This is a genomic window from Paraburkholderia sp. RAU6.4a, from assembly GCF_050435625.1.
In the GTDB taxonomy this organism is placed as follows: Bacteria; Pseudomonadota; Gammaproteobacteria; order Burkholderiales; family Burkholderiaceae; genus Paraburkholderia; species Paraburkholderia tuberum.
On record NZ_JBNDKQ010000003.1, the window covers coordinates 682,113 to 701,598 of the forward strand.

Sequence of the window (19,486 nt, forward strand, 5' to 3'; positions counted from 1 at the left end):
CGTTAAAAATAATTTCCTTTTGCGGACCGGCACTTACGCGATTAATTCACATAATCCCGGATTCGAAAATAAACCGTTGTAAGGCGCGCAATTAAATATCCGCATAGCGGCAATTACACTTCGCTGCGCATCGACACCAATAAACGCATGGCCGCGCTAGTGACGACGTCGACACATGCTCGGTATACTGCCCCGGCCGCCGTGCGACGCCGCGAAACCGCGCCGCCTGCACGGCAGCTTCGTCGCGAAGCATCGCGCTGTACGTCAGCGCATCGCGCTTCGCCCGCGCCTCACCCTTCCCATGCATGACCGGGAATGCCGACGATCGGATCATGAAAAGACTTCTCCTGCTTGCCCCAGCTGTCGCCCTCACCGCCACCCTCGCCGCTTGCGGTTCATCGGGCGGCCCCGCGCGCGATGCGTCCGCACCGCTCGTGTACGTGTCGTCGTCACGCACGCCTGCGTCCATCGCCGCCTGCCTCGAAGAACGTCTGCCGCGCGTGCGCACCTCGCACGCCGGCGCGGCGACCGAACTTGCGGTCGGTGCCGATTCGCACAACTCGTACTTCGTCACGCTGACCCCGCTCAACGGCAACACGGTCATCAAGGTCGTGCATCCGGCCAATGCGCCCGACGATCCGCCCGAGGAGGAAATGCGCTTCGATATCGCGCGCTGCGCGACCTGAGCGGCGCGGCGCGCTTGAACGCCGTGCGCGTCATGCACGGAAGGCCGGTGCGCGAATTTTTATCTGGCGCATCGGCTATTTTTTTACGCGCCCATCTGCGAACATAGCCGCCCTTTGTCTTTCGCGCGGCACGTGTGCCGCGAGTTTCGATGGCATCCAGCAAAGCGCATCATGCGACCGGTTTCGCAGCCGGCATCATCGCGGCGGCGATCGTCGCGCGCAACGGCGGCGGTCCGTTTCATGCTGGCGTGCTGCTGAGCTTCATCGCCGGCGTGGCCGGCAGCACCGCGCCGGACTGGCTCGAAGTCGCATGGTGGTCGCGCGCGCGGCGGCTGTGGATCACGCATCGCACATTGACACATTGGGGCATCGGCTGGCTCGCGCTGCTCGCGGTGTCGTATCACACGCTCGGACATTCGATCTTCGCGGCGCCCGCGTTCGGCTTCGCGTGCGGCGGCCTGATGCATCTGCTCGCCGACTGGCCGAATCCGCTCGGCGTGCCGTGGATCGCCGGGCGACATTCGTTGAATCTATGGAATAGCGGGCACTGCGATCTGATCGTCGTCGCGGCGTCGTGGGCGGCCGCGTGGTTTATCGGCGAGCATGTGTGGCTGCATGGCATGCATGCGTTGCCGTGGTTGCGCCATTGGCCGATCGGCTAGGCGCAGCGCGATGCAATCGGCCCGGCGCGCGGGCGCGGCGGCTAGCCGTGCATCATTGCCGTCCGTTGTCGGTGCGCTCTCCTTCGCGGACCTTGCCTTGCGATACGCTGCTGCCCGGCGGCACGCTATGCGTGAGCCACACGTTGCCGCCGATCACCGACCCGCGCCCGATCGTCACGCGTCCGAGAATCGTCGCGCCCGCGTAGATCACGACATCGTCCTCGACGATCGGATGCCGGGCATTGCCCTTGATCAGCGTGCCGTCCTCATCGGCCGCGAAGCTCTTCGCGCCGAGCGTGACCGCCTGGTACACGCGCACGCGCTCGCCGATGATCGCTGTCTCGCCGATCACCACGCCGGTGCCGTGATCGATGAAGAAGCTCGGCCCGATCGTCGCGCCCGGGTGAATGTCGATGCCGGTCGCCGAGTGCGCGATCTCGTTGATGAAGCGCGCCAGCAGCGGCACGCCGAGCCGATGCAGCGCATGCGCGAGCCGATGATGCGTCATCGCCCACACGCCCGGATAGCACAGCAGGATTTCGGTGATGTGCTGCGCGGCGGGGTCGCCGGTGTACGCAGCCTGGATGTCGCTGACGAGCAGCGCGCGTATGCCCGCCAGCTGCGTCGCGAACTCGCGCGCCACCGCGAACGCGCGCTCCCGCAACTCGGCGTCCGGCGTCTCGCCGAACTCGGGCAGGAAGCGCAGCGCGCGGCGAATCTGTTCGGCGAGCAGCCGCAACGTGCTTTCGAGCGTGTGGCCGACGTAGTAGTCGACCGTTTCGTCGGTTAGATCGGGCGCGCCGTAATGCGTCGGAAACATCGCGGCGCGCAGACCGGCCACGATATTGACCACCGCTTCGCGCGATGGCAATTCGCGAATGCCGAGCGGATGCCGCGTGCGATGCAATTGCTCGCGCGAGGCGCGCAGGTCGGCGACGATCTGTTCAAGGCCCCAGTTATGGGAAGGCTCGTTGGGCATAAGGGACGGCGCCGTGCGGCGTGCACGGTTCGAAGTGGTTATCGAGCAGAGATTACCGCGTTTTAACGGTGCCCGCCCGGCAGCGCGCAGGTCGGCTCGGATTCATTGCGTCGACGCGCGCTGGCATGCACGCATCGTTCCCTGACTTCAGATAGTCAGACTGCTCGCGTCGATCCAGCGCACTGCCCAATCGCGCGCGTGCGCGATGGCAGCGGCTTCGTCGGAGAAGCGCAGTTCCGTGGGAAAGAAACGGTTAGCGACCAGTTCGCCGTCGCTCGAGCGCGAGATCACCACATACGGTTGCCAGGAGCCGTCGCCCGAGCGCGCCGGTTCGCAATTCAAAAGATAGCCGCGATGTGTGAATGCAGCATCGAAGTGCATGAGTCACCCGCCCCTGAAGCCCCGTAACATTTTCTCAGTCGCGCGGCCATTTGTTTGTTAGTTTTTCCGACCATGCTGGAACAGCCGGAGCATGCCGCCAATTTATCCGCGCGTCGGTCGCAGGAGTAAGATCATACTCTGTAGAAAATACGCGTCCATTGAAAAAAACGAAATGAATCGCGGACGTCATCGCCGTTTAATCGCGAGGTAACGCCACTCGCATCGAAGGATGGCGGAGAACGCATCGCGACTCTCGCGCACCGCGGCGCCGTGTCAGTCGGAACGGCTTTTGCTCTTTTCTTCGAATGTCCGCTTCAGGAGAATGCACGATGAACAGCGCGATCAACAAACCCGAAAACGCCGGTACGAAGCCGGACCCGAAGGACCCACGAAGCACGGACCTGCACAACGACCGCACGCACGACAGCACGGTCGACACCGACGGCAAGAACCGCGAAGCGGCCCGTCTGGCGGGCCACGGCGCGATCTCGCCCGACGCGGTCACGACCAGCAATGCGACGCTCGACAACAGCGTGCCCGAGTCGCTCGATGGCATGGCCGGCTTCGACAGCAGGGTCGGCGGCAACCACCTGCTGCTCGCGCTCGAGCCGGGCTACTCGGTGATCGACAAGGGCATGGCCGAGCCGCTCGACGTCTACTCGGCCGACCATCAGTACGACGACCCGCGTCCGGTCGGACAGCGCCACGATCGTGGCCGCATTCACTATGCGCTCAATCATTTGCGGCCCGCGCGCGTAATCGAATTACATCGGGTGAAATAGGCGCGCGCGCATCATCCCTTTAGACGCGCGCGTTTGAATTACCGGGTTTATTCCGATTTATCAGGCAATCACGCAGCACGCACTGTTTTATTCTGGTGCGTGCTTTGCTTGGTTTAACGTGGGTTCGTTTAACGGAGTTGCGGATGAAAAGAATCGTCGTCATCGGTGCCACGGGCACGCTGGGCCAGGCGATCCGCGCGGAGCTGAAGGCGCGTCACGAAGTGATCGAGGTGGGCGCGACGCGCGGGCAATATCACGTCGATAGCACGGACCCGGCGAGCGTCGAGCGGCTGTTTCGCGACATCGGCAAGGTGGACGGCGTCATCACCGCGACCGGCAAGGTGCATTTCGGTCCGCTGGAGCAGATGAGCATCGAGCAGTTCTGGGTCGGGCTGCGCGACAAGCTGATGGGCCAGATCAACGTCGTATTCGCGGCGCTGCCGTATGTGAACGACGGCGGATCGTTCACGCTGACGAGCGGCATTCTGGGCGACGAGCCGATCCCGCAGGGAGCGAGCGCGACGACCGTCAATCTCGCGCTCGAGGGCTTCGTGCGCGGCGCCGCGATCGAACTGCCGCGCGGGCTGCGCATCAACGTGGTGAGTCCGACCGTGCTGACCGAGTTGATGGAGGCTTACGCGCCGTTCTTTCGCGGCTTCGAGCCCGTCAGCGCGCAACGCGCGGCGCTTGCTTATCTGCGCAGTGTGGAAGGGGCGCAGACGGGGCGCGTGTATCGCGTGGGGTATTGAACCTCAGTGAATCTCCGGCTCGCCCGAGCTATTGGGACTCACGCCGCCGCGCTGCAGGAAGTCGAAATCGCAGCCTTGATCCGCCTGCATCACGTGCGCCTGATGCAGGGCGCCATAGCCGCGCTCGAAGCGCGCAGCGGGTTTGACCCACGCGGCCTTGCGGCGCGCGAGCTCTTCGTCCGATACCAGCAGATTCAGCCGGCGGCGCGGCACATCGAGCTCGATCAGATCGCCGCTTCGCACCAACGCCAGCGGCCCACCGACGAATGCCTCGGGCGCCGCGTGCAGCACGCACGCGCCATAGCTCGTGCCGCTCATCCGCGCGTCAGAGATGCGCACCATGTCGCGCACGCCTTTTTGCAGCAGCTTGCGCGGAATCGGCAGTTGACCCCATTCGGGCATGCCCGCGCCGACCGGCCCCGCGTGCTGCAGCACGAGCACGCAGCTTTCGTCGATGTCGAGCGCGTCGTCGTCGATGCGCGCGGCCATGTCGTCGTAGTCGCTGAACACGACCGCACGGCCCGTATGCACGAGCAGATGCGGCTCGGCCGCACCCGGCTTGATCACGGCGCCGTCGGGCGCGAGATTGCCGCGCAGCACCGCGAGGCTGCTGTCGCGCAGTAGCGGATTCGTGCGGCGGCGGATCACGTCGTCGTTGAAAATGCGCGCGCCGGCAAGGTTCTCGCCGAGCGTGCGGCCGTTCACGGTTTTCTGCGAGCCGTCGATCAGTTCGCCCAGTTCCGCGAGCAGCCCGCGCAAACCGCCCGCGTAGAAAAAGTCCTCCATCAGATAGGCGCCGGTCGGTCTGATGTTCGCGAGCACGGGCGTGCGGCGCGCGATCTCGTCGAAGCGGTCGAGCGTCAACTCGATGCCCGCGCGCCGTGCAAGCGCGATCATATGCACGACCGAATTGGTCGACCCGGACAGCGCGACACAAGTCGTCACCGCGTTATCGACTGATGCCGCCGTGATCAGGTCCGACGGCTTCAGATCCTCCCACACCATCTCGACGATACGCATGCCGGTTTGCGCGGCCATCTGCGCATGCCGCGAATCGGGCGCGGGAATCGACGCGAAGCCGGGCAGCGTGAAGCCCAGCGCTTCGGCCGCGCTCGTCATCGTCGATGCGGTGCCCATCGTCATGCAGTGACCGGGCGAGCGCGCGATGCCACCCTCGACGCCCTGCCAGTCGTCCGGCCTCAGCGTGCCCGCGCGCAGTTCGGCCCAGTAGCGCCATGAATCGGAACCCGAGCCGAGCGTCACGCCGTTCCAGTTGCCGCGCAGCATCGGGCCGGCGGGCAGAAAGATGGCGGGCAGATCCATCGAGATCGCGCCCATCAACAAAGCGGGCGTGGTCTTGTCGCAGCCGCCCATCAACACGACGCCGTCGGCGGGATACGAGCGCAGCATCTCCTCGGCTTCCATCGCGAGGAAATTGCGGTACAGCATCGTGGTGGGCTTCTGGAACGGCTCGGACAGCGTCTGCACAGGCAGCTCGATCGGAAAGCCGCCGGCCTGCCAGATGCCGCGTTTCACTTCCTCGACGCGCTGCTTGAAATGCGTGTGGCACGGATTGATCTCGCTCCACGTGTTCAGAATCGCGATGACCGGCTTGCCCGCGTATTCGTCGCGGTTGTAGCCCATCTGCGCGGTGCGCGAGCGGTGGCCGAACGAACGCAGATCGTTCGCGCCGTACCAGCGATGACTACGCAATTCCTCGGGGGTCTTTCTATTCGTCAACGTCTACTCCAACGATTGGCGCCGACCATGCGTCAGCGCCTCTGTTCTTTCACGCGGGACACGATCTGCGTCGGGCTCACGAATTGTAGTGCGATCAGCACCCAGATCAACGTGATCGCCATATAGATCATCGCCATCGCATCGATCGATTGCGGCGCGCGCACGCCGGTCGAAAACACAGCGTAGTACAACGCGACCACCAGCGTTTGCGTGGCCGGACCGGCTGTAAAAAACGTCAGCTCGAACATGCCGATCGTGCGCACCAGCACGAGCAGCCCCGCCGCCAGCATGCCCGGCACGAGCAGCGGCAGCAGCACGTAACGGAAATAGCGGAACGTGTTCGCGCCGAAAATGCGCGCGGCCGCTTCGAGATTCGGATCGATCTGCTCGATGAACGGCGTCATCACCAGAATCACGAACGGCAGCGCCGGTACGAGATTCGCAAGAATCACGCCCCATAGCGTGCCGGCGAGTCCGACCTTGTACATCGCGGTCGCCATCGGAATGCCGTAGGTGACGGGCGGCACCATCAACGGCAGCAGAAAGATCAGCATCGCAAGGCGCTTGCCGCGGAATTGCACGCGCGCGAGCGCATACGCAGCCGGCACGCCGAGCAGCACCGACAGCAACACGACCGCGCCGACCACCTGCACGGTCACCCACAGCACGCTCGCGAGCTGGAAGTCGCTCCACGCCTGCGCATACCAGTGCAACGTGAAACCTTGCGGCAACGCGGTGCCGAACCAGCGCGTCGCGATCGAATTCACCGCGACGGTCGCAATCAGCAGCACGACGTTGATCAGGAAGAACGCCATCACGGCCCACACCAGCACCTGCCAGATGCGGCCCGGCAGATTCGCGCGCTGACGCGCATGTTGTGCTGGCTCGCGGGCGCCGTCGCCCGGCTGAGGCGCCGCGCAAGCGGAGGTGGACGCGGACCAGTCGGGCTGCGTCGCGCGACGATCGGTCGTCATCAGCCTTTGCCTCCCGTTACGGGACCACGATAGAACCAGCGGCGCGCGCCGAGCAGCGCGGCGACCACCAGCAGTTGCACGAAGCCCATCACCATCGCGATCGCCGATGCGAGCGAATAGTCGTAGCTCTCGAACGCGGCTTCGGCCGCGGCAATCGACATCACGCGCGTCGGACCCGCGGGCGCGCCGAGCAGCACCGCCGACGGAAACACCGAGAACGCCTGCACGAACGACAGACACGCGGCCATCGTGAGCCCCGGCACGAGCAGCGGCAGATAGATGCGGCGAAACTGCTGCCACGGACTCGCGCCGAGCGTCGCGGCCGCGCTTGCGAGCGTCGGGTCGATGCCGGTCACGTACGACAGCGTCAGCAGAAACGCGAACGGAAAGCCCGACACGATCAGCGACAGCAACACGCCCGTGAAGTTGTGCGTGAGCCGCACCTCTTGCGTGTACAGATGCAGCGCCTGCAACGCCTGCGGCAGCCAGCCGTGCGGACCGAAGTACGTGAGCATGCCGTCGGCGATCAGCACGGTGCCGAGCGTCACCGGGATCACCAACAGCGTCGTGACGATCTTCTGATACCGCGAGTAGCGGCGCAGCGCGAACGCGACTGGCACCGACACGCCGACGTTGATCAGCGTGGCCGGCACCGACAGCTTCAGCGTAACGAAAATCGTCGGCCACATCGACGTGTCGGTGAAGAACGTCAGATAGTTGGCCCACACGCCGCCGCCGTTCATCGGCCGGAACGACAGCGCGAGACCATACGCGAACGGATAGATGAACAGCGCGACGATAAAGAGCAGCGCGGGCGCGACGAGCCAGGCCTTGGCATCGCGCGGCGCGCGGGACGTAAGCGGGGGGACGAGCGTCGGCGTGTTCATGCGGCCTCGGCGTCGTAGACGAGCACGCACGACGGCCGCACGCGCAGCGTGATGCGCTCGCCCTCCGCGCATTCACCGGTCACGCGCGCCCACACGTCGCCGAACGCGGTCTTCACGCGCAGCAGCGAATCGTGGCCGCCGTATTCGACCGCGTCGATCAGCGCCTCGAACGCGTTGTCGGCGCCGGGCTCGGCGCGCTCCATGTCTTCGGGGCGCAGCGCGACACTCACGCGTTTGCCGTCGAAGCCGGCCATCGGCGTGCCGATAAGCCGCACGCCGTTCGCAATGACCACGACGCCATCGCCTTGCATGCCCTCCAGCGTGAACTCGGCGACATTGCGATAACCCATGAAGCGCGCGACATGCAGATTGCGCGGCCGCGTATAGACCTCCTTCGGCGTCGCGACCTGCTGCACGACGCCCTCCCTCATCACGACGATGCGATCGGCCATCGACAGCGCTTCGTCCTGATCATGCGTCACGTACAGCGTCGCGCGTTCGAGCTGCGTATGGATGCGGCGAATTTCCGCGCGCATTTCGATGCGCAGCTTCGTATCGAGATTGGACAGCGGCTCGTCCATCAGGATCAGCGGCGGCTCGATCACGATCGCACGCGCGATCGCGACACGCTGCTGCTGGCCACCGGACAATTGGCCGGGCAGCTTGTGCTCATGACCGGTCAGTTGCACCAGTTTCAAGGCCTCGCGTGCACGGCGCGCGATCTCGCTTCTGCCGACGCCGCGCATTTTCAGCCCGAAGCCGACGTTCTCCAGCACGCTCATATGCGGGAACAGCGCGTAGTTCTGGAACACCATGCCGAAGCCGCGCTTTTCCGGCGGCAGCACGTCGATGCGCCGCTCGTCGAGCCAGATGCCGCCGCCGGTGAGCGGCTGCAATCCGGCGATGCAGTTCAGCGCCGTCGATTTGCCACAACCCGACGGCCCCAGCAGCGCGATGAACTCGCCGCGCCGGATCGTCAGATCGAGACCCTGCAGCGCGGCGATCGCGTGGCCTTGCGGGTTCGTGAAACTGCGGCTCACTGAATCGAGCCGCAACTGCTCAAAGTGATGCTTCATGGCGGTTCCCTGCTCCGCGTGAGGCGACGGATGTCGCGAGTGCCGCGCTTGCGGTGGGCGCGGCGCATCAGGCACTCAAGCCGAGACGCGCGTGATCGCTGAAAACACGCAGCGCGGCGGAACCTCACGCCGCGCTGCGTTTTGCCCCGTTTCCCGTCGCATTGGTGAAGGCCTATTGGGTCTTCTGCGCGCCGATCTCGCTATCCCACTTCTTGAAGGCGGCGACCATCGCCGCTGCGTTCAGCGGCAACGCATGCGGATGATCGGCCAACATCTTCGCGTATTCGGGGCGGCCATACTTTTTCAGCACCTCCTGGCTGTGCGCGGGCGCCTGCTCGACGGTGACGCCCTTGATCGCCGGACCCGGATAGAAGTAGCCGTCGTCATAGGTCAGCGCCTGCTGCGCGGGCTCCAGCATAAAGTTCATCATCTTGTACAGCACGTCGAGCTTTTCCTTCGGCACGCCCTTCGGAATCACCATGTAGTGCGCATCGTTGACCCACGTCATGTTGTCGAACGGCTGTACGCGGAAGTCGGCCGGCACGATGCCGAGCGCGCGCGGATTGATGTCCCAGCCGGTCACGGTCACGGTCATGTCGCGCGTGCCTTCGCCCAGTTCCTTCATCACCGCCGAGGTGCCGCCCGGATAGTACGGTATGCAGTCGTTCAACTGCTTCAGGAACGCCCACGTCTTGTCCCAGCCGTGCACCGGGTCCTGCGGGTCCTTGTCGCCGAGCACGTAGGGCAAGCCCATCAGGAACGTGCGGCCAGGACCGGAATTGGCCGGCCGCGCGTAGATCAGCTTGTCGGGGTGGGCCTTGCACCATTGCAGCAGTTGCTCGGGTGTCTTCGGCGGATCGCTGACCTTGGCCGGGTTGTATTCGAGCAGCGGACCAGCCGGCATATACGCGACCTCGAGCCCGTAGCCTTGCGCGAGATCCTGCATCTTGCGCGGGCCCGGCGCGTACTTGTCGAGCACGCCGGGGAACTGCGCCGCGTTGTCGGGCAGCAGCTTGATCCACAGGTTCTGTTCGATGCCGGCCGCGAGCGCGTCGGTGCCGGTCAAAACGAGGTCGATGTCGGAGCGGCCCGCGGCCTGCATCGCCTTGATCTTGCCGGGCAATTGCGGCGCGGGCGCGTTCGTGAACGTGATGTTCGCGACGAGATTCGGATTCTTCGCCTTGAACGCCTCGAAGCCCTTCTGCGTGAGTTGAAGATCGCCGGCCACGTCGACGATATTGATCGTGACCGGATCGGCCGCGTGCGCGGCAAGGGTGAACGCCGCGCTCGCGGCGATACAGACGGATACCAGCTTGAACGACAACCTGTGCGAAACAGTCATTGCGTCTCCTCGCTTCTTGGTATGGAAGCCCGCTGGTCGATGCGTTGCGGGCGGTGTCTTTCTACCAAGGGAACATAGCGAAGCGCAACAGCCGATGTCAAGCAAATAGTCGAGATGTGGGTCGGGCGAGAAAATGGCTCGTTTAACCTGAAATCCTTGTCGTTCAATGCCCGGCACCGCGGGTTAAGGGCAAACCCGAGCCCTCGCCGCGAGTAGCAATACATGTTGTCTGGTTAGCGGACAACTGCTCAACCTCCGCGCACGCCCTGCGTATTGACGAACAGCGAATACAACCCGTGGCTCGCCGCCATGAACAGACGGTTGCGATGCCGTCCGCCGAAGCAAACGTTCGCGCAACGCTCTGGCAACGCGATGTGGCCGAGCGGCTCGCCTTGCGGGCTGAACACGCGCACGCCGTCGAGCTCGTCGGTGCCCATGCCCCACCCGCACCACAAGTTGCCATGCGTGTCGACACGAAAACCGTCCGGGGTGCCCGGACCCGCGTCGATCAGCACGCGGTTGTTCGACAGCGTCGTGCCTTTGCCATTGGCCTCGACATCGAATACGCGGATCTTGCGCGGCTCGCCGCGCGATTGGACCACGTACAGCAGCGATTCGTCCGGTGAGAACGCGAGACCGTTCGGGGCGAGCACGTCGTCGATGACCATCGACACCTCGCCCGACTGGCCGTCGATCCGATACACGCACGCCTTCAGCTCCGACTGTTGCTGCTCGCCCTCGTAGAAACCTTCGATGCCGAAGGTCGGGTCGGTAAACCAGATCGAGCCGTCCGATTTGACGACCACGTCGTTCGGCGAATTGAAGCGCTTGCCTTGATAGCGATCGGCGAGCACGGTAATCGAGCCGTCGTACTCGGTGCGCGTCACACGCCGCGTCAGGTGCTCGCAACTGACGAGACGCCCTTCGCGATCGCGCGTATGGCCGTTCGCATTGTTCGACGATTGACGGAACGTGCTGACCGCGCCCGTCGTTTCGTCCCAGCGCAGGATGCGGTCGTTCGGAATGTCGCTCCACAGCAGATAGCGGCCGTCGCCGAACCACACCGGCCCCTCCGACCAGCGCGTGCCCTGATACAAGCATTCGACCGACGCCGACGCGATGATCAACGACTTGAAGCGCGGATCGAACACACGGATGGAGGGATCGGGATAGCGTCGGCTGTGATCGGTCATGGGGTTGTCTGCGTGTCGGAGCGGTTCGATTGGGTGGGCGCGAACTCGCGCTCGAGAGCGAGCAGCGTGCGCGCGGTCTGCGCGATCTTCGCATGATGCTCGCGCGGTGTCGAACTGAGCAGCGGCTGCAGCGGCCCCATGTCGGCGAGGCCCGTGAACGTGATTGCATCGTGCAGCACGCGGATCAGCGAGATGTCGTTGCGCAGCGTTTCGAGCGGCATGAACGCATCGTAGAGACGTTGGGCGGTGTCGTGATCGGCGCTAACGGCGTTACCGGCGCTCCGGCCGCTTTGCACCGCGCGCAGCAGCGCCATCACCATGCTCGGCGCGATACAGCCGCTTCCGGTCGTCCACGCTGCGAGCCCGAACTCGCGCAGATGCACGAGCGCCGGCCGCTCGCCCATGCCCGATACGATCTTCGCGGCCGGCACGCGTTGCAGCAGCCGGCGCAGATATGGATCGTCAGCGGGGTTGTCGCGCGGGATCGCATATTTGACCGCGCTCAGCGTCCCACGCTCGACGAGCCGCGCGAGTGTATCGACAGCGACGTAGTTTTCGCTCTTGATATACAGCGTGAGCGGCGTGCCGGCCGTGTCGGCGATCCGCGTGAGGCCCGTCTCGACGCCCTCGGACGTCGTGAAGCCGCCGAGCGGCAGCACCATCGCCGTGCGGTAACGCGTCTGCGCGAGGATGCGCGCCTGATCGAGCATCTTGCCGTAGTCGGGACCCAGCGCCGGAATCACCCGTGTCCCGGGACCCGCAGCCTCGGCGAGCAGGTCCAGCAGCTCGCGGTATTCGCTGACCGCGACGTGATAAAGGTTCGCATTGCCGCCATACAGTAGCGTGCGTACGCCGCCCGCTTCGATATGGCGGATCAGCGCGAGATTCTGGGCAGGGTCGAGCGTGTAGTCGGCCCGGCGCGCGAGCGGCGGCACGGCCATGACCGACGCGGCGAACTCGCCGTCGCTAAGCGGTGATTCGTTCATGATGGTTGACGCGGAAACGCGCTAGGCGGAGGTTTCACGGTAGCATCGGCATCACAATGTTGTCAAACAACCTGCGCGTGACGATTGCCCAGCATGCCATCGGCGGCGATTTGCGCGGGAGCCGATCACGAAATTTCCTTTTGTATAACAATGAAGCGGGCCCGCAGCCAGCGGAATCGGCGCAGGCTTTTTTTGGCAACAAGGACACGGCGAGCAATAACCCGCTTTCCGAGATAATCGAGTAAATACGATTTAGTTTAAAGCGCGACGAAATAATGCCGTCAACGAAACATATTAAAATCTGTCGCCGGATGCCGATTAGCCGCGCCGCGCACCCGAGAAGCCCGGCCGGGTTAAAGATTTATTTCAATCAGCATAATAATAGGCGACGCCGGCGTTGCTATCACGTGGCGGCTATCGTTTACCCCGCGGAGCACCGGCGCATTGCGTTCGAGTTTTTAGTGATAGATTATGCGGACCAAAAGAGCGGACCGAAGTTTGTCTGCCAATAACCGCGAACGGGATGTTTGCGAGCCTGAGAGAGCCAAAAAATTGCCGCTACACTTTATCGAGCAGATGGCACCGCTACTGGACGCCGCCGACGAGGCGGAATGGTTCGGCGTAATTACGGGCTTTGCCGAAACGTGGGGCTTCGACAAGATTCTGGTCGCGATGCTGCCGCGGCCAACCATGCGTCTCGAGGACGCTTACCTGCGCAGCACTTACGCACCGGCATGGCGCCAGACGTACGACGAGCAAGGCATGGTGCATATCGATCCGACGGTCGCACACTGCCTGTCACGCTCATCGCCGCTGGTCTGGACGCCCGAGATTTTCGCCAGCCCGGCGCAGCAATCCCTGTATGAGGAAGCTCGCTCGTACGGCCTGAGCGCGGGCGTGACGCTGCCAATTCATGGGCCGAATCAGGAAGCCGGCATGATGTGCTTCGTCAATGACGACAAGCCGTCAGACGGGTTCAGGCGCCATGTGAACGCCGCGTTGCCGAACCTCGTGCTGTTGCGCGACCTGGTGATCGACACCAGCAAACAGCATCTGAATTCACATGCGCAGACCTTGATGCCAAAGCTCACGCCGCGCGAGCGAGAATGTCTGAAATGGACCGCACGCGGCAAATCCACGTGGGAGATATCTCACATCCTGAGTTGCTCGGAAGCGGTGGTGAACTTCCATATGAAAAACATCAGGGCGAAATTCGGCGTGAATTCGCGGCGTGCGGCAGCCGTGATCGCGGCGCAGCTTGGGCTTATTGACCCGGGTTGAGCAGCGCGGCCGCGTCGCGGCTGTACATCACACGCTCGGCGCGACCCAGATCGGCGTCCGACACGGTCTTCATGAAGTACAGACCCAGCAGGATCGACACCGGCGCCGGGATCTCCGCGCCCGACTCGAAGCGGCTGCCGCGCGATTGCGTGACGCCAAAGCGAGCCCAGAAACGGCGCTGGCTCTCTTTTTTCTTCTTCCGGTAGGCAATGATCAGAACGCGATCCACTGCCGAAGAGAGCTCCGAAGGACGCGCCTGGAGGTGGGTTTGCGGTTGCCAGTGATTGTCGAGGAGTTCCATTTTGGACCCTTGTAGGTTGGGGGCGGAGACGTGTCTGAATTCTGATATACCCGATAAGCATCCACACCTATCCAGGTAGGTAGGTGGCGCAAAGATTCAGAATGCATAAGTTTTCCTGCGTATCTGGCAGCCCCCCAACGCGTACAGGAGAACGTCATGCAAACCACGATCCGAATTGGACTCCGGCAGGAATTCGACAACGAACTGATCAACGAGATGTACCGCTTGCGCGCCCGTGTCTTTCACGGCCGGCTCGGCTGGGAAATTCCGACCATCGCGGGAATGGAGATAGACGGCTACGACGCGCTCGGGCCGTACTACATGCTGATTCAGGGCGAAGACGAACGGTTGCGCGGCTGTTGGCGCCTGATGCCGACCGAAGGTCCGAACATGCTGAAAGACACCTTCCCGCAGCTACTGCATGGCGCGGCCGCGCCGGTCGGGCGACATATCTGGGAACTGAGCCGCTGGGCGATCGAGACCGGCGGTGAGGAACAGTCGTTTGGTTTCACGGATATGACAATCCGCGCAATTCAGGAAGTGATGTGCTTCGCGCAGCACATGGGCATCACGCATTACGTCACGGTGACCACCACGCCGATCGAGAGGATGCTGCGCCGAGCCGGCCTCGACATCAGCCGGCTCGGGCCGCCGCTGCAGATTGGCATCGAGCGGGCCGTCGCGCTCGACGTCGCGGTGAGCGCGAAAACGCTGACCTCGCTGTTCGGGCCGGTCGCCGTCGCTGCTTGAGCCGCGCCGAAGCGCGGCCTGACAAAAGTCGCGACGCCTTCACCCGCGCGCGGACTCAGGAACCGAACATCCGTTCCAGCGCGTTCTCGAGATGCGCGCGCATTGCGGCCCCTGCGCCCGCCGCGTCCTTGCGGCGGATTGCGTCGAGCACCGCCATGTGTTCGGCCTGCACCAGCCGCTGCCGCTCCACCGTCTTGACGAGCGACAGATTGCGCGACAGGTTCATGCTGAACAGGATCTGCTCCTCGATGAACGACATCACCGTGATGAAAAACGGATTCTTCGACGCGCGCGCGACCGCCTGATGAAACAGGAAGTCATCCTTCGCGCCGATCCCCTGCGCCTCGATGATGCGCTCGAGCTCGTCCCACGCGTGCTGGATCGCGGCGATGTCGTCGGCGTCGGCCTTCAGCGCTGCCTGCGCGGCCGCGCCCGCCTCGGTCACGATGCGAAACTCATAGCAGCGGCGGATATCGGACAGCGTTTCGAGCGGCGCGAAGCGGCGTACGTCCGGATCGGGGCGCCGCGCGACGGTCGTGCCAGAGCCGTGCCGCGTCGAGATGATGCCGTCGGCCCGCAATCGCGCGAGCGCTTCGCGCACGGTCGGTCGGGACGTGGCGAAACGCTCCGCCAGCGCGTGCTCGGTCGGCAATCGCTCGCCTTCCTTGTACTCGCCTTCGAGGATGCGGTTGAGAATGTCGCCGTAGATCTGGTCGGGTAAGCCCTTGGTTTTTCGATCGTTCATCAGCGGACTGGCCAGCTTGTCTGAATATGGCTTGATTGTAAGGCCAACCCTGTTTCGGCTTCAGCAAAGTTCTACGGGTTGTAAGCATGCCAGGCTGCTTCGCGCACGCCGCCGCGTCCGCCATTTTGTCCGCGCCGCGCCGGAATATTTGGCCAGTGTTTGATTTACATCCTGGTCCGGTGCATCTTTTCGGGCAATCATCTAAGCTTCATTGGTATAAAAGATCAATAAACCTGCCGCGGTTAGCAATGTGGCAGACGCATTTTTGACTCGGAGCCGATATGTACACTCGCATCCTTGTAGCGGTCGACGGCAGCAATACCTCGCGCCGTGCGTTCGAAGCGGCGCTCGATCTCGCCAAATCGAATGGCGCGGTGTTGCGGCCATTTTATGTCGTCGAAAACACGCCGATGTACTTTGAGGCGCCCGGCTACGACCCGTCGATCCTGCGCAACCGCCTGATCGAGGAAGGCCAGGAGCTGCGTGCCGAGTTTTCGAAAGCGATGGCCGAGCAAGGTGTGAAGGGCGACCCGGCGGTCTCCGAGGCTTCGTCGCTCGGCGATGTCGCCGAGATCGTGCTGCAGGCCGCCGCCGAATTCAACGCCGACCTGCTCGTGATGGGCACGCACGGCCGGCGTGGCTTTCAGCGGCTGATTCTCGGCAGCGTCGCTGAACGCTGCGTGCGCCAGGCCACTCTTCCGGTTCTGCTGGTACCGTCCGCCGCGGGCACCGACAAGGAACCCGCCTGACTCTTTCATCAGGCGCGGGGCGGCACGCCACGCCCTGCCTTGCCGGAATCGAGCCACGCTACCCGTCGACGGGCGACGTCGATATAGGCCGCGGCGGCTCACCTTCTCACTTTCGTCAGAGCACCGCCGTTGCTCGGACTGCCGAGCAGCGAACGCGTCACTTTGCCGCCAGTTGCGGGTCATAGCGGGTGGGACAATTTCACCACTACCAATAATCGAACATGCTGAATCCTACTGCTGTGACCCGTTCCTCGACCCGCTCCGCCGGCAACCGCGAGGCCGTGGCGGCACGCGCAGCCGCACGTACCGCCGCGCGCTGCTCCAGCTGTTCGATGCGTGAGATCTGCATGCCGCAGGGGCTGTCGGCGGAGGAACTGCCGAAGCTCGAAACGCTGATCTGTTCGGCGCGCTCGGTGCCGCGCGGCGAAGCGCTGTATCGCAGCGGCGACCGCTTCGACAATATCTACGCGGTGCGCTCCGGCTCGATGAAGACCGTGATGGTCCACCGCGACGGCCGCGAGCAGGTCACCGGGCTGCGTCTGGCCGGCGAGCCGCTCGGGCTCGACGGCATCAGCGCGGACCTCCATGCGTGCAGCGCCGTCGCGCTGGAAGACAGCACGGTGTGCATCGTTCCCTATAGCGCGCTGAAGCTGCTGTGTCGCGAAATCAGTTCGATCCAGGAACGCATGCACAAGCTACTGGGCACGCAGATCGTCAGCGAAGCCGCGCAGATGATGGTGCTCGGCTCGCTGTCCGCCGACGAACGCGTCGCCGCCTTTCTGCTGGACGTGTCACAGCGCAATGCGCAGCGCGGCTACTCGTGGTCGGAGTTCAATCTGCGTATGACGCGCGAGGACATGGGTAGCTACCTCGGCATGACGCTCGAAACGGTCAGCCGTACCCTGTCAAGATTTCAAAAACGCGGCCTGATCGACACGCGGGGCAAGCACATTCACATCGTCGATCTCCAAGGCTTGCGGCAGGTCTAGCGGCCGGGCTGGCCTGGACGGTCGCGCTGTTAGTCTTGGCACGCCGCCTGCGAGCGGGTAGAGTTTTCAGACCGTCCCCCTACGGCAACCGTGTTGCATGGAGACCCGGCCCCAATGAATCGCGACCCTGTCCCGCATCATCCGCTCGTGCAGCGCCTGCTCGACGCGCGTCAAGTCACCGACGACCTGTTTGCGATCGTCAAACCCGACTACCTCTATGAACGGCCGATCCGCGAGCGTCACCGCGTCGTGTTCTACATCGGCCATCTCGAAGCGTTCGATCGCAATCTGCTCGACCAGCGTCTGTTCGATCTGCCGGCTTTCGCGCCGGAACTCGACCAGTTGTTCGCCTTCGGCATCGATCCGGTAGACGGCGGCTTTCCCACCGATCAACCCAGCGATTGGCCGTCGCTCGCCGCCGTGCGCGAGTATGCGACGCGCGCGCGCCGGCAGATCGACACCGCGCTCGACGAACTCGGCAGCGCGGCGCACGACAAGGCGGCCGTGCAACTGCTGAACGTCGCGATCGAGCATCGGTTGATGCATGCGGAAACGCTCGCGTACATGCTCCATCAGTTGCCTCTCGCGCAGAAGAACACCGCGTTGCGCGAGCCGGTGGTGACGAGCGATGAGCAGCGCGACGCGTTGTCGTCGATGGTTAGCGTGCCGGCCGGCACGGCCGTGCTCGGCATGCCGCGCGAGGCCGGCCGCTTCGGCTGGGATAATGAGTTCGGCGAAATGAGCGTGGACGTGCCCGCGTTCGAGATCGATCGATACATGGTCACGAACGGTGCGTTCCTCGAGTTCATCGAAGACGGCGGTTATCGCGAGCCGAAGTGGTGGTCGCCGAAGGACTGGGCATGGAAGGAAGCGGAGCGCATCGAGCATCCCGCTGGCTGGTCGCAACCCACGGCGCAAGACGGTCGCCCGGCATGGACGCTGCGCACGATGTTCGACGACGTGCCCTTGCCGCTCGACTGGCCCGTCTACGTGAGCCACGCCGAAGCGAGCGCCTACGCGCGCTGGGCCGGCAAAACCCTGCCGACCGAGGCGCAATGGCAACGCGCGGCGCACGGTGCGCCGCAAGCGGCGTCGGGGAACTTCGATTTCCGCAGTTGGGATCCACGGCCCGTCGACGCGCATCCGGACAACGTCAGCACGTTCGGCGCGGAAGGTCAGTTCGGCAACGGCTGGGAATGGACCTCGACGCTTTTCGAAGCGCTGCCGGGCTTCGAAGCGTTTCCGTTCTATCCCGGCTATTCGGCCAACTTCTTCGATGGGCAGCACTACGTGCTGAAGGGCGGCTCGGCGCGTACCGCGCTGTGCATGCTGCGGCCGGAATTTCGCAACTGGTTTCAGCCGCATTATCAGTATGTGTATGCGGGGTTTCGGTGTGTGCGGGTGACAAATAAAGCGGAAGTTGATACCAAAATGCAGCTTCCGCTTTAATGCAACTTTTCTCAAGATATGCTTAACTCTGTCAGCATATGCTTTAATTTATTCTTCATGCCAAGCGATCTCGCACGAAATGGTACAACCGGATCTCCTCCTCGCATCGCGGTATCACCTTAACACATTGAAAAAGGCTCACGGTGGTTAGCTGGCGCCCAGCATCTTCTAGCTGACGCTTGGCGGTTCGCAGCTTCCGCGCGAACCGCAGATGCACTCTCCAGCGCTCCAGAGACATCCGTTTCAGTCGATTAGCGCGCAGTTGCTGCACCACATCGGGCAGCTTCCGATACAACACGCAAGATTTCACGCCTATTCGATCGGCGAGTTGCCCGATCCTGATATCGGGCTCACTTTTCAATATGCCGTTGACCTCGCGCCGCAACACGCTGCCGTCTCGTAGCTGCTTCTGAGTCGTGAAGTACCGCGGGAAAATAATCGGCTCGCAATTTTTAAGCGTAGCACGCTTGCCTCGCAAGAGATCAACCAGTCCTATATCAACGGAGGAGCACAATGAAAGCAGAAGCCGCAATCCGACCGACGCCTTACCCGTGGATGCCGAAGACACCGTATTAAATGCCAAACCAAGTGACCTTGCGGCTTGGTTCGTAACTCGCCACCTATGTCGAATGATGCGCTCCACACCATCACACAATTTTTCTAAGTTGAACTTTTCACCGTTAGATACGGCGGCAATCAGATCTCCTACCTGGCGCGACACCCATAGCTGTTGAACGGAAGCCTTTCTCACCTTAGTCCGAACACAAGAAAAACCTTTCTTACGG

The 19,486-nt window shown here is 63.4% G+C and carries 22 protein-coding genes; 10 read left to right on the forward strand and 12 right to left on the reverse strand.

Translation table 11 applies throughout. From position 1 onward, the window contains the following. Positions 1–332: 332 nt before the first annotated feature. Together OKW40_RS27670 and OKW40_RS27675 are read left to right on the forward strand one after the other, a co-directional pair. Entirely contained in the window at positions 333–686 is a 354-nt protein-coding gene (locus OKW40_RS27670) for a hypothetical protein (protein WP_090810230.1), read from the forward strand. Between the two features lie 149 nt (positions 687–835). Then, the gene (locus OKW40_RS27675; RefSeq protein ID WP_090807301.1) at positions 836–1,348 is read left to right on the forward strand and encodes a metal-dependent hydrolase; all 513 of its coding nucleotides are present in this window, start codon (positions 836–838) and stop codon (positions 1,346–1,348) included. A 52-nt stretch (positions 1,349–1,400) separates the two neighbouring features. On the opposite strand, the gene epsC is transcribed toward OKW40_RS27675, so the two are convergent. Then, positions 1,401–2,327: a serine O-acetyltransferase EpsC gene (gene epsC / locus OKW40_RS27680; protein WP_090807303.1), complete on the reverse strand. Its 927-nt coding sequence runs from the start codon at positions 2,325–2,327 to the stop codon at positions 1,401–1,403. A gap of 147 nt (positions 2,328–2,474) precedes the next feature. Further along, on the reverse strand, positions 2,475–2,708 hold the full coding sequence (locus tag OKW40_RS27685; RefSeq protein ID WP_013092363.1) for a hypothetical protein: 234 nt from the start codon (positions 2,706–2,708) through the stop codon (positions 2,475–2,477). Positions 2,709–3,037: 329 nt separating this feature from the next. On the opposite strand from OKW40_RS27685, the gene OKW40_RS27690 reads away from it, so the two are divergent. Both OKW40_RS27690 and OKW40_RS27695 read left to right on the forward strand, forming a co-directional pair. Then, complete coding sequence (locus tag OKW40_RS27690; RefSeq protein ID WP_429402703.1) at positions 3,038–3,490, forward strand: DUF3005 domain-containing protein; 453 nt, start codon at positions 3,038–3,040, stop codon at positions 3,488–3,490. 143 nt (positions 3,491–3,633) lie between these two features. Then, positions 3,634–4,239: a short chain dehydrogenase gene (locus OKW40_RS27695; RefSeq protein WP_429492685.1), complete on the forward strand. Its 606-nt coding sequence runs from the start codon at positions 3,634–3,636 to the stop codon at positions 4,237–4,239. 3 nt (positions 4,240–4,242) lie between these two features. On the opposite strand, the gene araD is transcribed toward OKW40_RS27695, so the two are convergent. From araD to OKW40_RS27730, 7 genes are all read right to left on the reverse strand, one after another. Then, on the reverse strand, positions 4,243–5,979 hold the full coding sequence (gene araD, locus OKW40_RS27700; RefSeq protein ID WP_429402702.1) for an L-arabinonate dehydratase: 1,737 nt from the start codon (positions 5,977–5,979) through the stop codon (positions 4,243–4,245). 32 nt (positions 5,980–6,011) lie between these two features. After that, on the reverse strand, positions 6,012–6,953 hold the full coding sequence (locus OKW40_RS27705; RefSeq protein ID WP_184063285.1) for an ABC transporter permease: 942 nt from the start codon (positions 6,951–6,953) through the stop codon (positions 6,012–6,014). Further along, positions 6,953–7,840, reverse strand: a complete 888-nt coding sequence (locus tag OKW40_RS27710; protein WP_090807312.1) for an ABC transporter permease — start codon at positions 7,838–7,840, stop codon at positions 6,953–6,955. Before OKW40_RS27710 ends, OKW40_RS27705 begins: the two co-directional genes overlap by 1 nt. Next, positions 7,837–8,916 carry an ABC transporter ATP-binding protein gene (locus OKW40_RS27715; RefSeq protein WP_184063283.1) on the reverse strand — a complete coding sequence of 360 codons (1,080 nt, stop codon included), beginning with the start codon at positions 8,914–8,916 and terminating at the stop codon, positions 7,837–7,839. The genes OKW40_RS27710 and OKW40_RS27715 overlap by 4 nt, the downstream gene beginning before the upstream one ends. 172 nt (positions 8,917–9,088) lie before the next feature. Then, positions 9,089–10,258, reverse strand: a complete 1,170-nt coding sequence (locus tag OKW40_RS27720; protein ID WP_090807316.1) for an extracellular solute-binding protein — start codon at positions 10,256–10,258, stop codon at positions 9,089–9,091. 248 nt (positions 10,259–10,506) lie between these two features. After that, positions 10,507–11,451, reverse strand: a complete 945-nt coding sequence (locus tag OKW40_RS27725) for an SMP-30/gluconolactonase/LRE family protein (protein ID WP_018423605.1) — start codon at positions 11,449–11,451, stop codon at positions 10,507–10,509. Beyond that, positions 11,448–12,437 (reverse strand): dihydrodipicolinate synthase family protein, encoded by a 990-nt coding sequence (locus OKW40_RS27730; RefSeq protein ID WP_429492687.1) that lies wholly within the window; start codon positions 12,435–12,437, stop codon positions 11,448–11,450. The genes OKW40_RS27725 and OKW40_RS27730 overlap by 4 nt, the downstream gene beginning before the upstream one ends. A 56-nt stretch (positions 12,438–12,493) precedes the next feature. Between OKW40_RS27730 and OKW40_RS27735 the strand changes: the two genes are divergently transcribed. After that, positions 12,494–12,682 carry a hypothetical protein gene (locus OKW40_RS27735; protein WP_429353058.1) on the forward strand — a complete coding sequence of 63 codons (189 nt, stop codon included), beginning with the start codon at positions 12,494–12,496 and terminating at the stop codon, positions 12,680–12,682. Positions 12,683–13,013: 331 nt separating this feature from the next. Continuing rightward, positions 13,014–13,718 (forward strand): helix-turn-helix transcriptional regulator, encoded by a 705-nt coding sequence (locus OKW40_RS27740; protein ID WP_090807322.1) that lies wholly within the window; start codon positions 13,014–13,016, stop codon positions 13,716–13,718. On the opposite strand, the gene OKW40_RS27745 is transcribed toward OKW40_RS27740, so the two are convergent. Then, complete coding sequence (locus OKW40_RS27745; protein WP_429492689.1) at positions 13,702–14,019, reverse strand: XRE family transcriptional regulator; 318 nt, start codon at positions 14,017–14,019, stop codon at positions 13,702–13,704. The two genes, OKW40_RS27740 and OKW40_RS27745, sit on opposite strands and share 17 nt — an antisense overlap. Before the next feature lie 156 nt (positions 14,020–14,175). On the opposite strand from OKW40_RS27745, the gene OKW40_RS27750 reads away from it, so the two are divergent. Then, positions 14,176–14,769 (forward strand): acyl-homoserine-lactone synthase, encoded by a 594-nt coding sequence (locus OKW40_RS27750; protein WP_184063270.1) that lies wholly within the window; start codon positions 14,176–14,178, stop codon positions 14,767–14,769. A gap of 55 nt (positions 14,770–14,824) precedes the next feature. On the opposite strand, the gene OKW40_RS27755 is transcribed toward OKW40_RS27750, so the two are convergent. Then, complete coding sequence (locus tag OKW40_RS27755) at positions 14,825–15,514, reverse strand: FadR/GntR family transcriptional regulator (RefSeq protein ID WP_090807327.1); 690 nt, start codon at positions 15,512–15,514, stop codon at positions 14,825–14,827. Between the two features lie 281 nt (positions 15,515–15,795). Here OKW40_RS27755 and OKW40_RS27760 point away from each other — a divergent pair, with 281 nt between their 5' ends. The 3 genes from OKW40_RS27760 (at position 15,796) to OKW40_RS27770 (ending at position 18,701) form a co-directional block, all read left to right on the forward strand. After that, positions 15,796–16,263 carry a universal stress protein gene (locus tag OKW40_RS27760; RefSeq protein WP_429353056.1) on the forward strand — a complete coding sequence of 156 codons (468 nt, stop codon included), beginning with the start codon at positions 15,796–15,798 and terminating at the stop codon, positions 16,261–16,263. Positions 16,264–16,484: 221 nt separating this feature from the next. Then, positions 16,485–17,252 (forward strand): helix-turn-helix domain-containing protein, encoded by a 768-nt coding sequence (locus OKW40_RS27765; protein ID WP_429353055.1) that lies wholly within the window; start codon positions 16,485–16,487, stop codon positions 17,250–17,252. A 114-nt stretch (positions 17,253–17,366) separates the two neighbouring features. After that, positions 17,367–18,701, forward strand: a complete 1,335-nt coding sequence (locus tag OKW40_RS27770) for an SUMF1/EgtB/PvdO family nonheme iron enzyme (RefSeq protein WP_429492691.1) — start codon at positions 17,367–17,369, stop codon at positions 18,699–18,701. A gap of 55 nt (positions 18,702–18,756) precedes the next feature. Here the strand turns inward: OKW40_RS27770 and OKW40_RS27775 are convergent, their stop codons facing one another. Beyond that, complete coding sequence (locus tag OKW40_RS27775; protein ID WP_429494015.1) at positions 18,757–19,452, reverse strand: hypothetical protein; 696 nt, start codon at positions 19,450–19,452, stop codon at positions 18,757–18,759. Positions 19,453–19,486: the final 34 nt, after the last annotated feature.

Bases quoted from the DNA above. Each gene is read 5' to 3' on its own strand.
- OKW40_RS27670 (WP_090810230.1), top strand. From the start codon at position 333: ATGAAAAGACTTCTCCTGCTTGCCCCAGCTGTCGCCCTCACCGCCACC.
- OKW40_RS27675 (WP_090807301.1), top strand. From the start codon at position 836: ATGGCATCCAGCAAAGCGCATCATGCGACCGGTTTCGCAGCCGGCATC.
- epsC (WP_090807303.1), bottom strand. From the start codon at position 2,327: ATGCCCAACGAGCCTTCCCATAACTGGGGCCTTGAACAGATCGTCGCC.
- OKW40_RS27685 (WP_013092363.1), bottom strand. From the start codon at position 2,708: ATGCACTTCGATGCTGCATTCACACATCGCGGCTATCTTTTGAATTGC.
- OKW40_RS27690 (WP_429402703.1), top strand. From the start codon at position 3,038: ATGAACAGCGCGATCAACAAACCCGAAAACGCCGGTACGAAGCCGGAC.
- OKW40_RS27695 (WP_429492685.1), top strand. From the start codon at position 3,634: ATGAAAAGAATCGTCGTCATCGGTGCCACGGGCACGCTGGGCCAGGCG.
- OKW40_RS27705 (WP_184063285.1), bottom strand. From the start codon at position 6,953: ATGACGACCGATCGTCGCGCGACGCAGCCCGACTGGTCCGCGTCCACC.
- OKW40_RS27710 (WP_090807312.1), bottom strand. From the start codon at position 7,840: ATGAACACGCCGACGCTCGTCCCCCCGCTTACGTCCCGCGCGCCGCGC.
- OKW40_RS27715 (WP_184063283.1), bottom strand. From the start codon at position 8,916: ATGAAGCATCACTTTGAGCAGTTGCGGCTCGATTCAGTGAGCCGCAGT.
- OKW40_RS27720 (WP_090807316.1), bottom strand. From the start codon at position 10,258: ATGACTGTTTCGCACAGGTTGTCGTTCAAGCTGGTATCCGTCTGTATC.
- OKW40_RS27725 (WP_018423605.1), bottom strand. From the start codon at position 11,451: ATGACCGATCACAGCCGACGCTATCCCGATCCCTCCATCCGTGTGTTC.
- OKW40_RS27730 (WP_429492687.1), bottom strand. From the start codon at position 12,437: ATGAACGAATCACCGCTTAGCGACGGCGAGTTCGCCGCGTCGGTCATG.
- OKW40_RS27735 (WP_429353058.1), top strand. From the start codon at position 12,494: ATGTTGTCAAACAACCTGCGCGTGACGATTGCCCAGCATGCCATCGGC.
- OKW40_RS27740 (WP_090807322.1), top strand. From the start codon at position 13,014: ATGGCACCGCTACTGGACGCCGCCGACGAGGCGGAATGGTTCGGCGTA.
- OKW40_RS27745 (WP_429492689.1), bottom strand. From the start codon at position 14,019: ATGGAACTCCTCGACAATCACTGGCAACCGCAAACCCACCTCCAGGCG.
- OKW40_RS27750 (WP_184063270.1), top strand. From the start codon at position 14,176: ATGCAAACCACGATCCGAATTGGACTCCGGCAGGAATTCGACAACGAA.
- OKW40_RS27755 (WP_090807327.1), bottom strand. From the start codon at position 15,514: ATGAACGATCGAAAAACCAAGGGCTTACCCGACCAGATCTACGGCGAC.
- OKW40_RS27760 (WP_429353056.1), top strand. From the start codon at position 15,796: ATGTACACTCGCATCCTTGTAGCGGTCGACGGCAGCAATACCTCGCGC.
- OKW40_RS27765 (WP_429353055.1), top strand. From the start codon at position 16,485: ATGCTGAATCCTACTGCTGTGACCCGTTCCTCGACCCGCTCCGCCGGC.
- OKW40_RS27770 (WP_429492691.1), top strand. From the start codon at position 17,367: ATGAATCGCGACCCTGTCCCGCATCATCCGCTCGTGCAGCGCCTGCTC.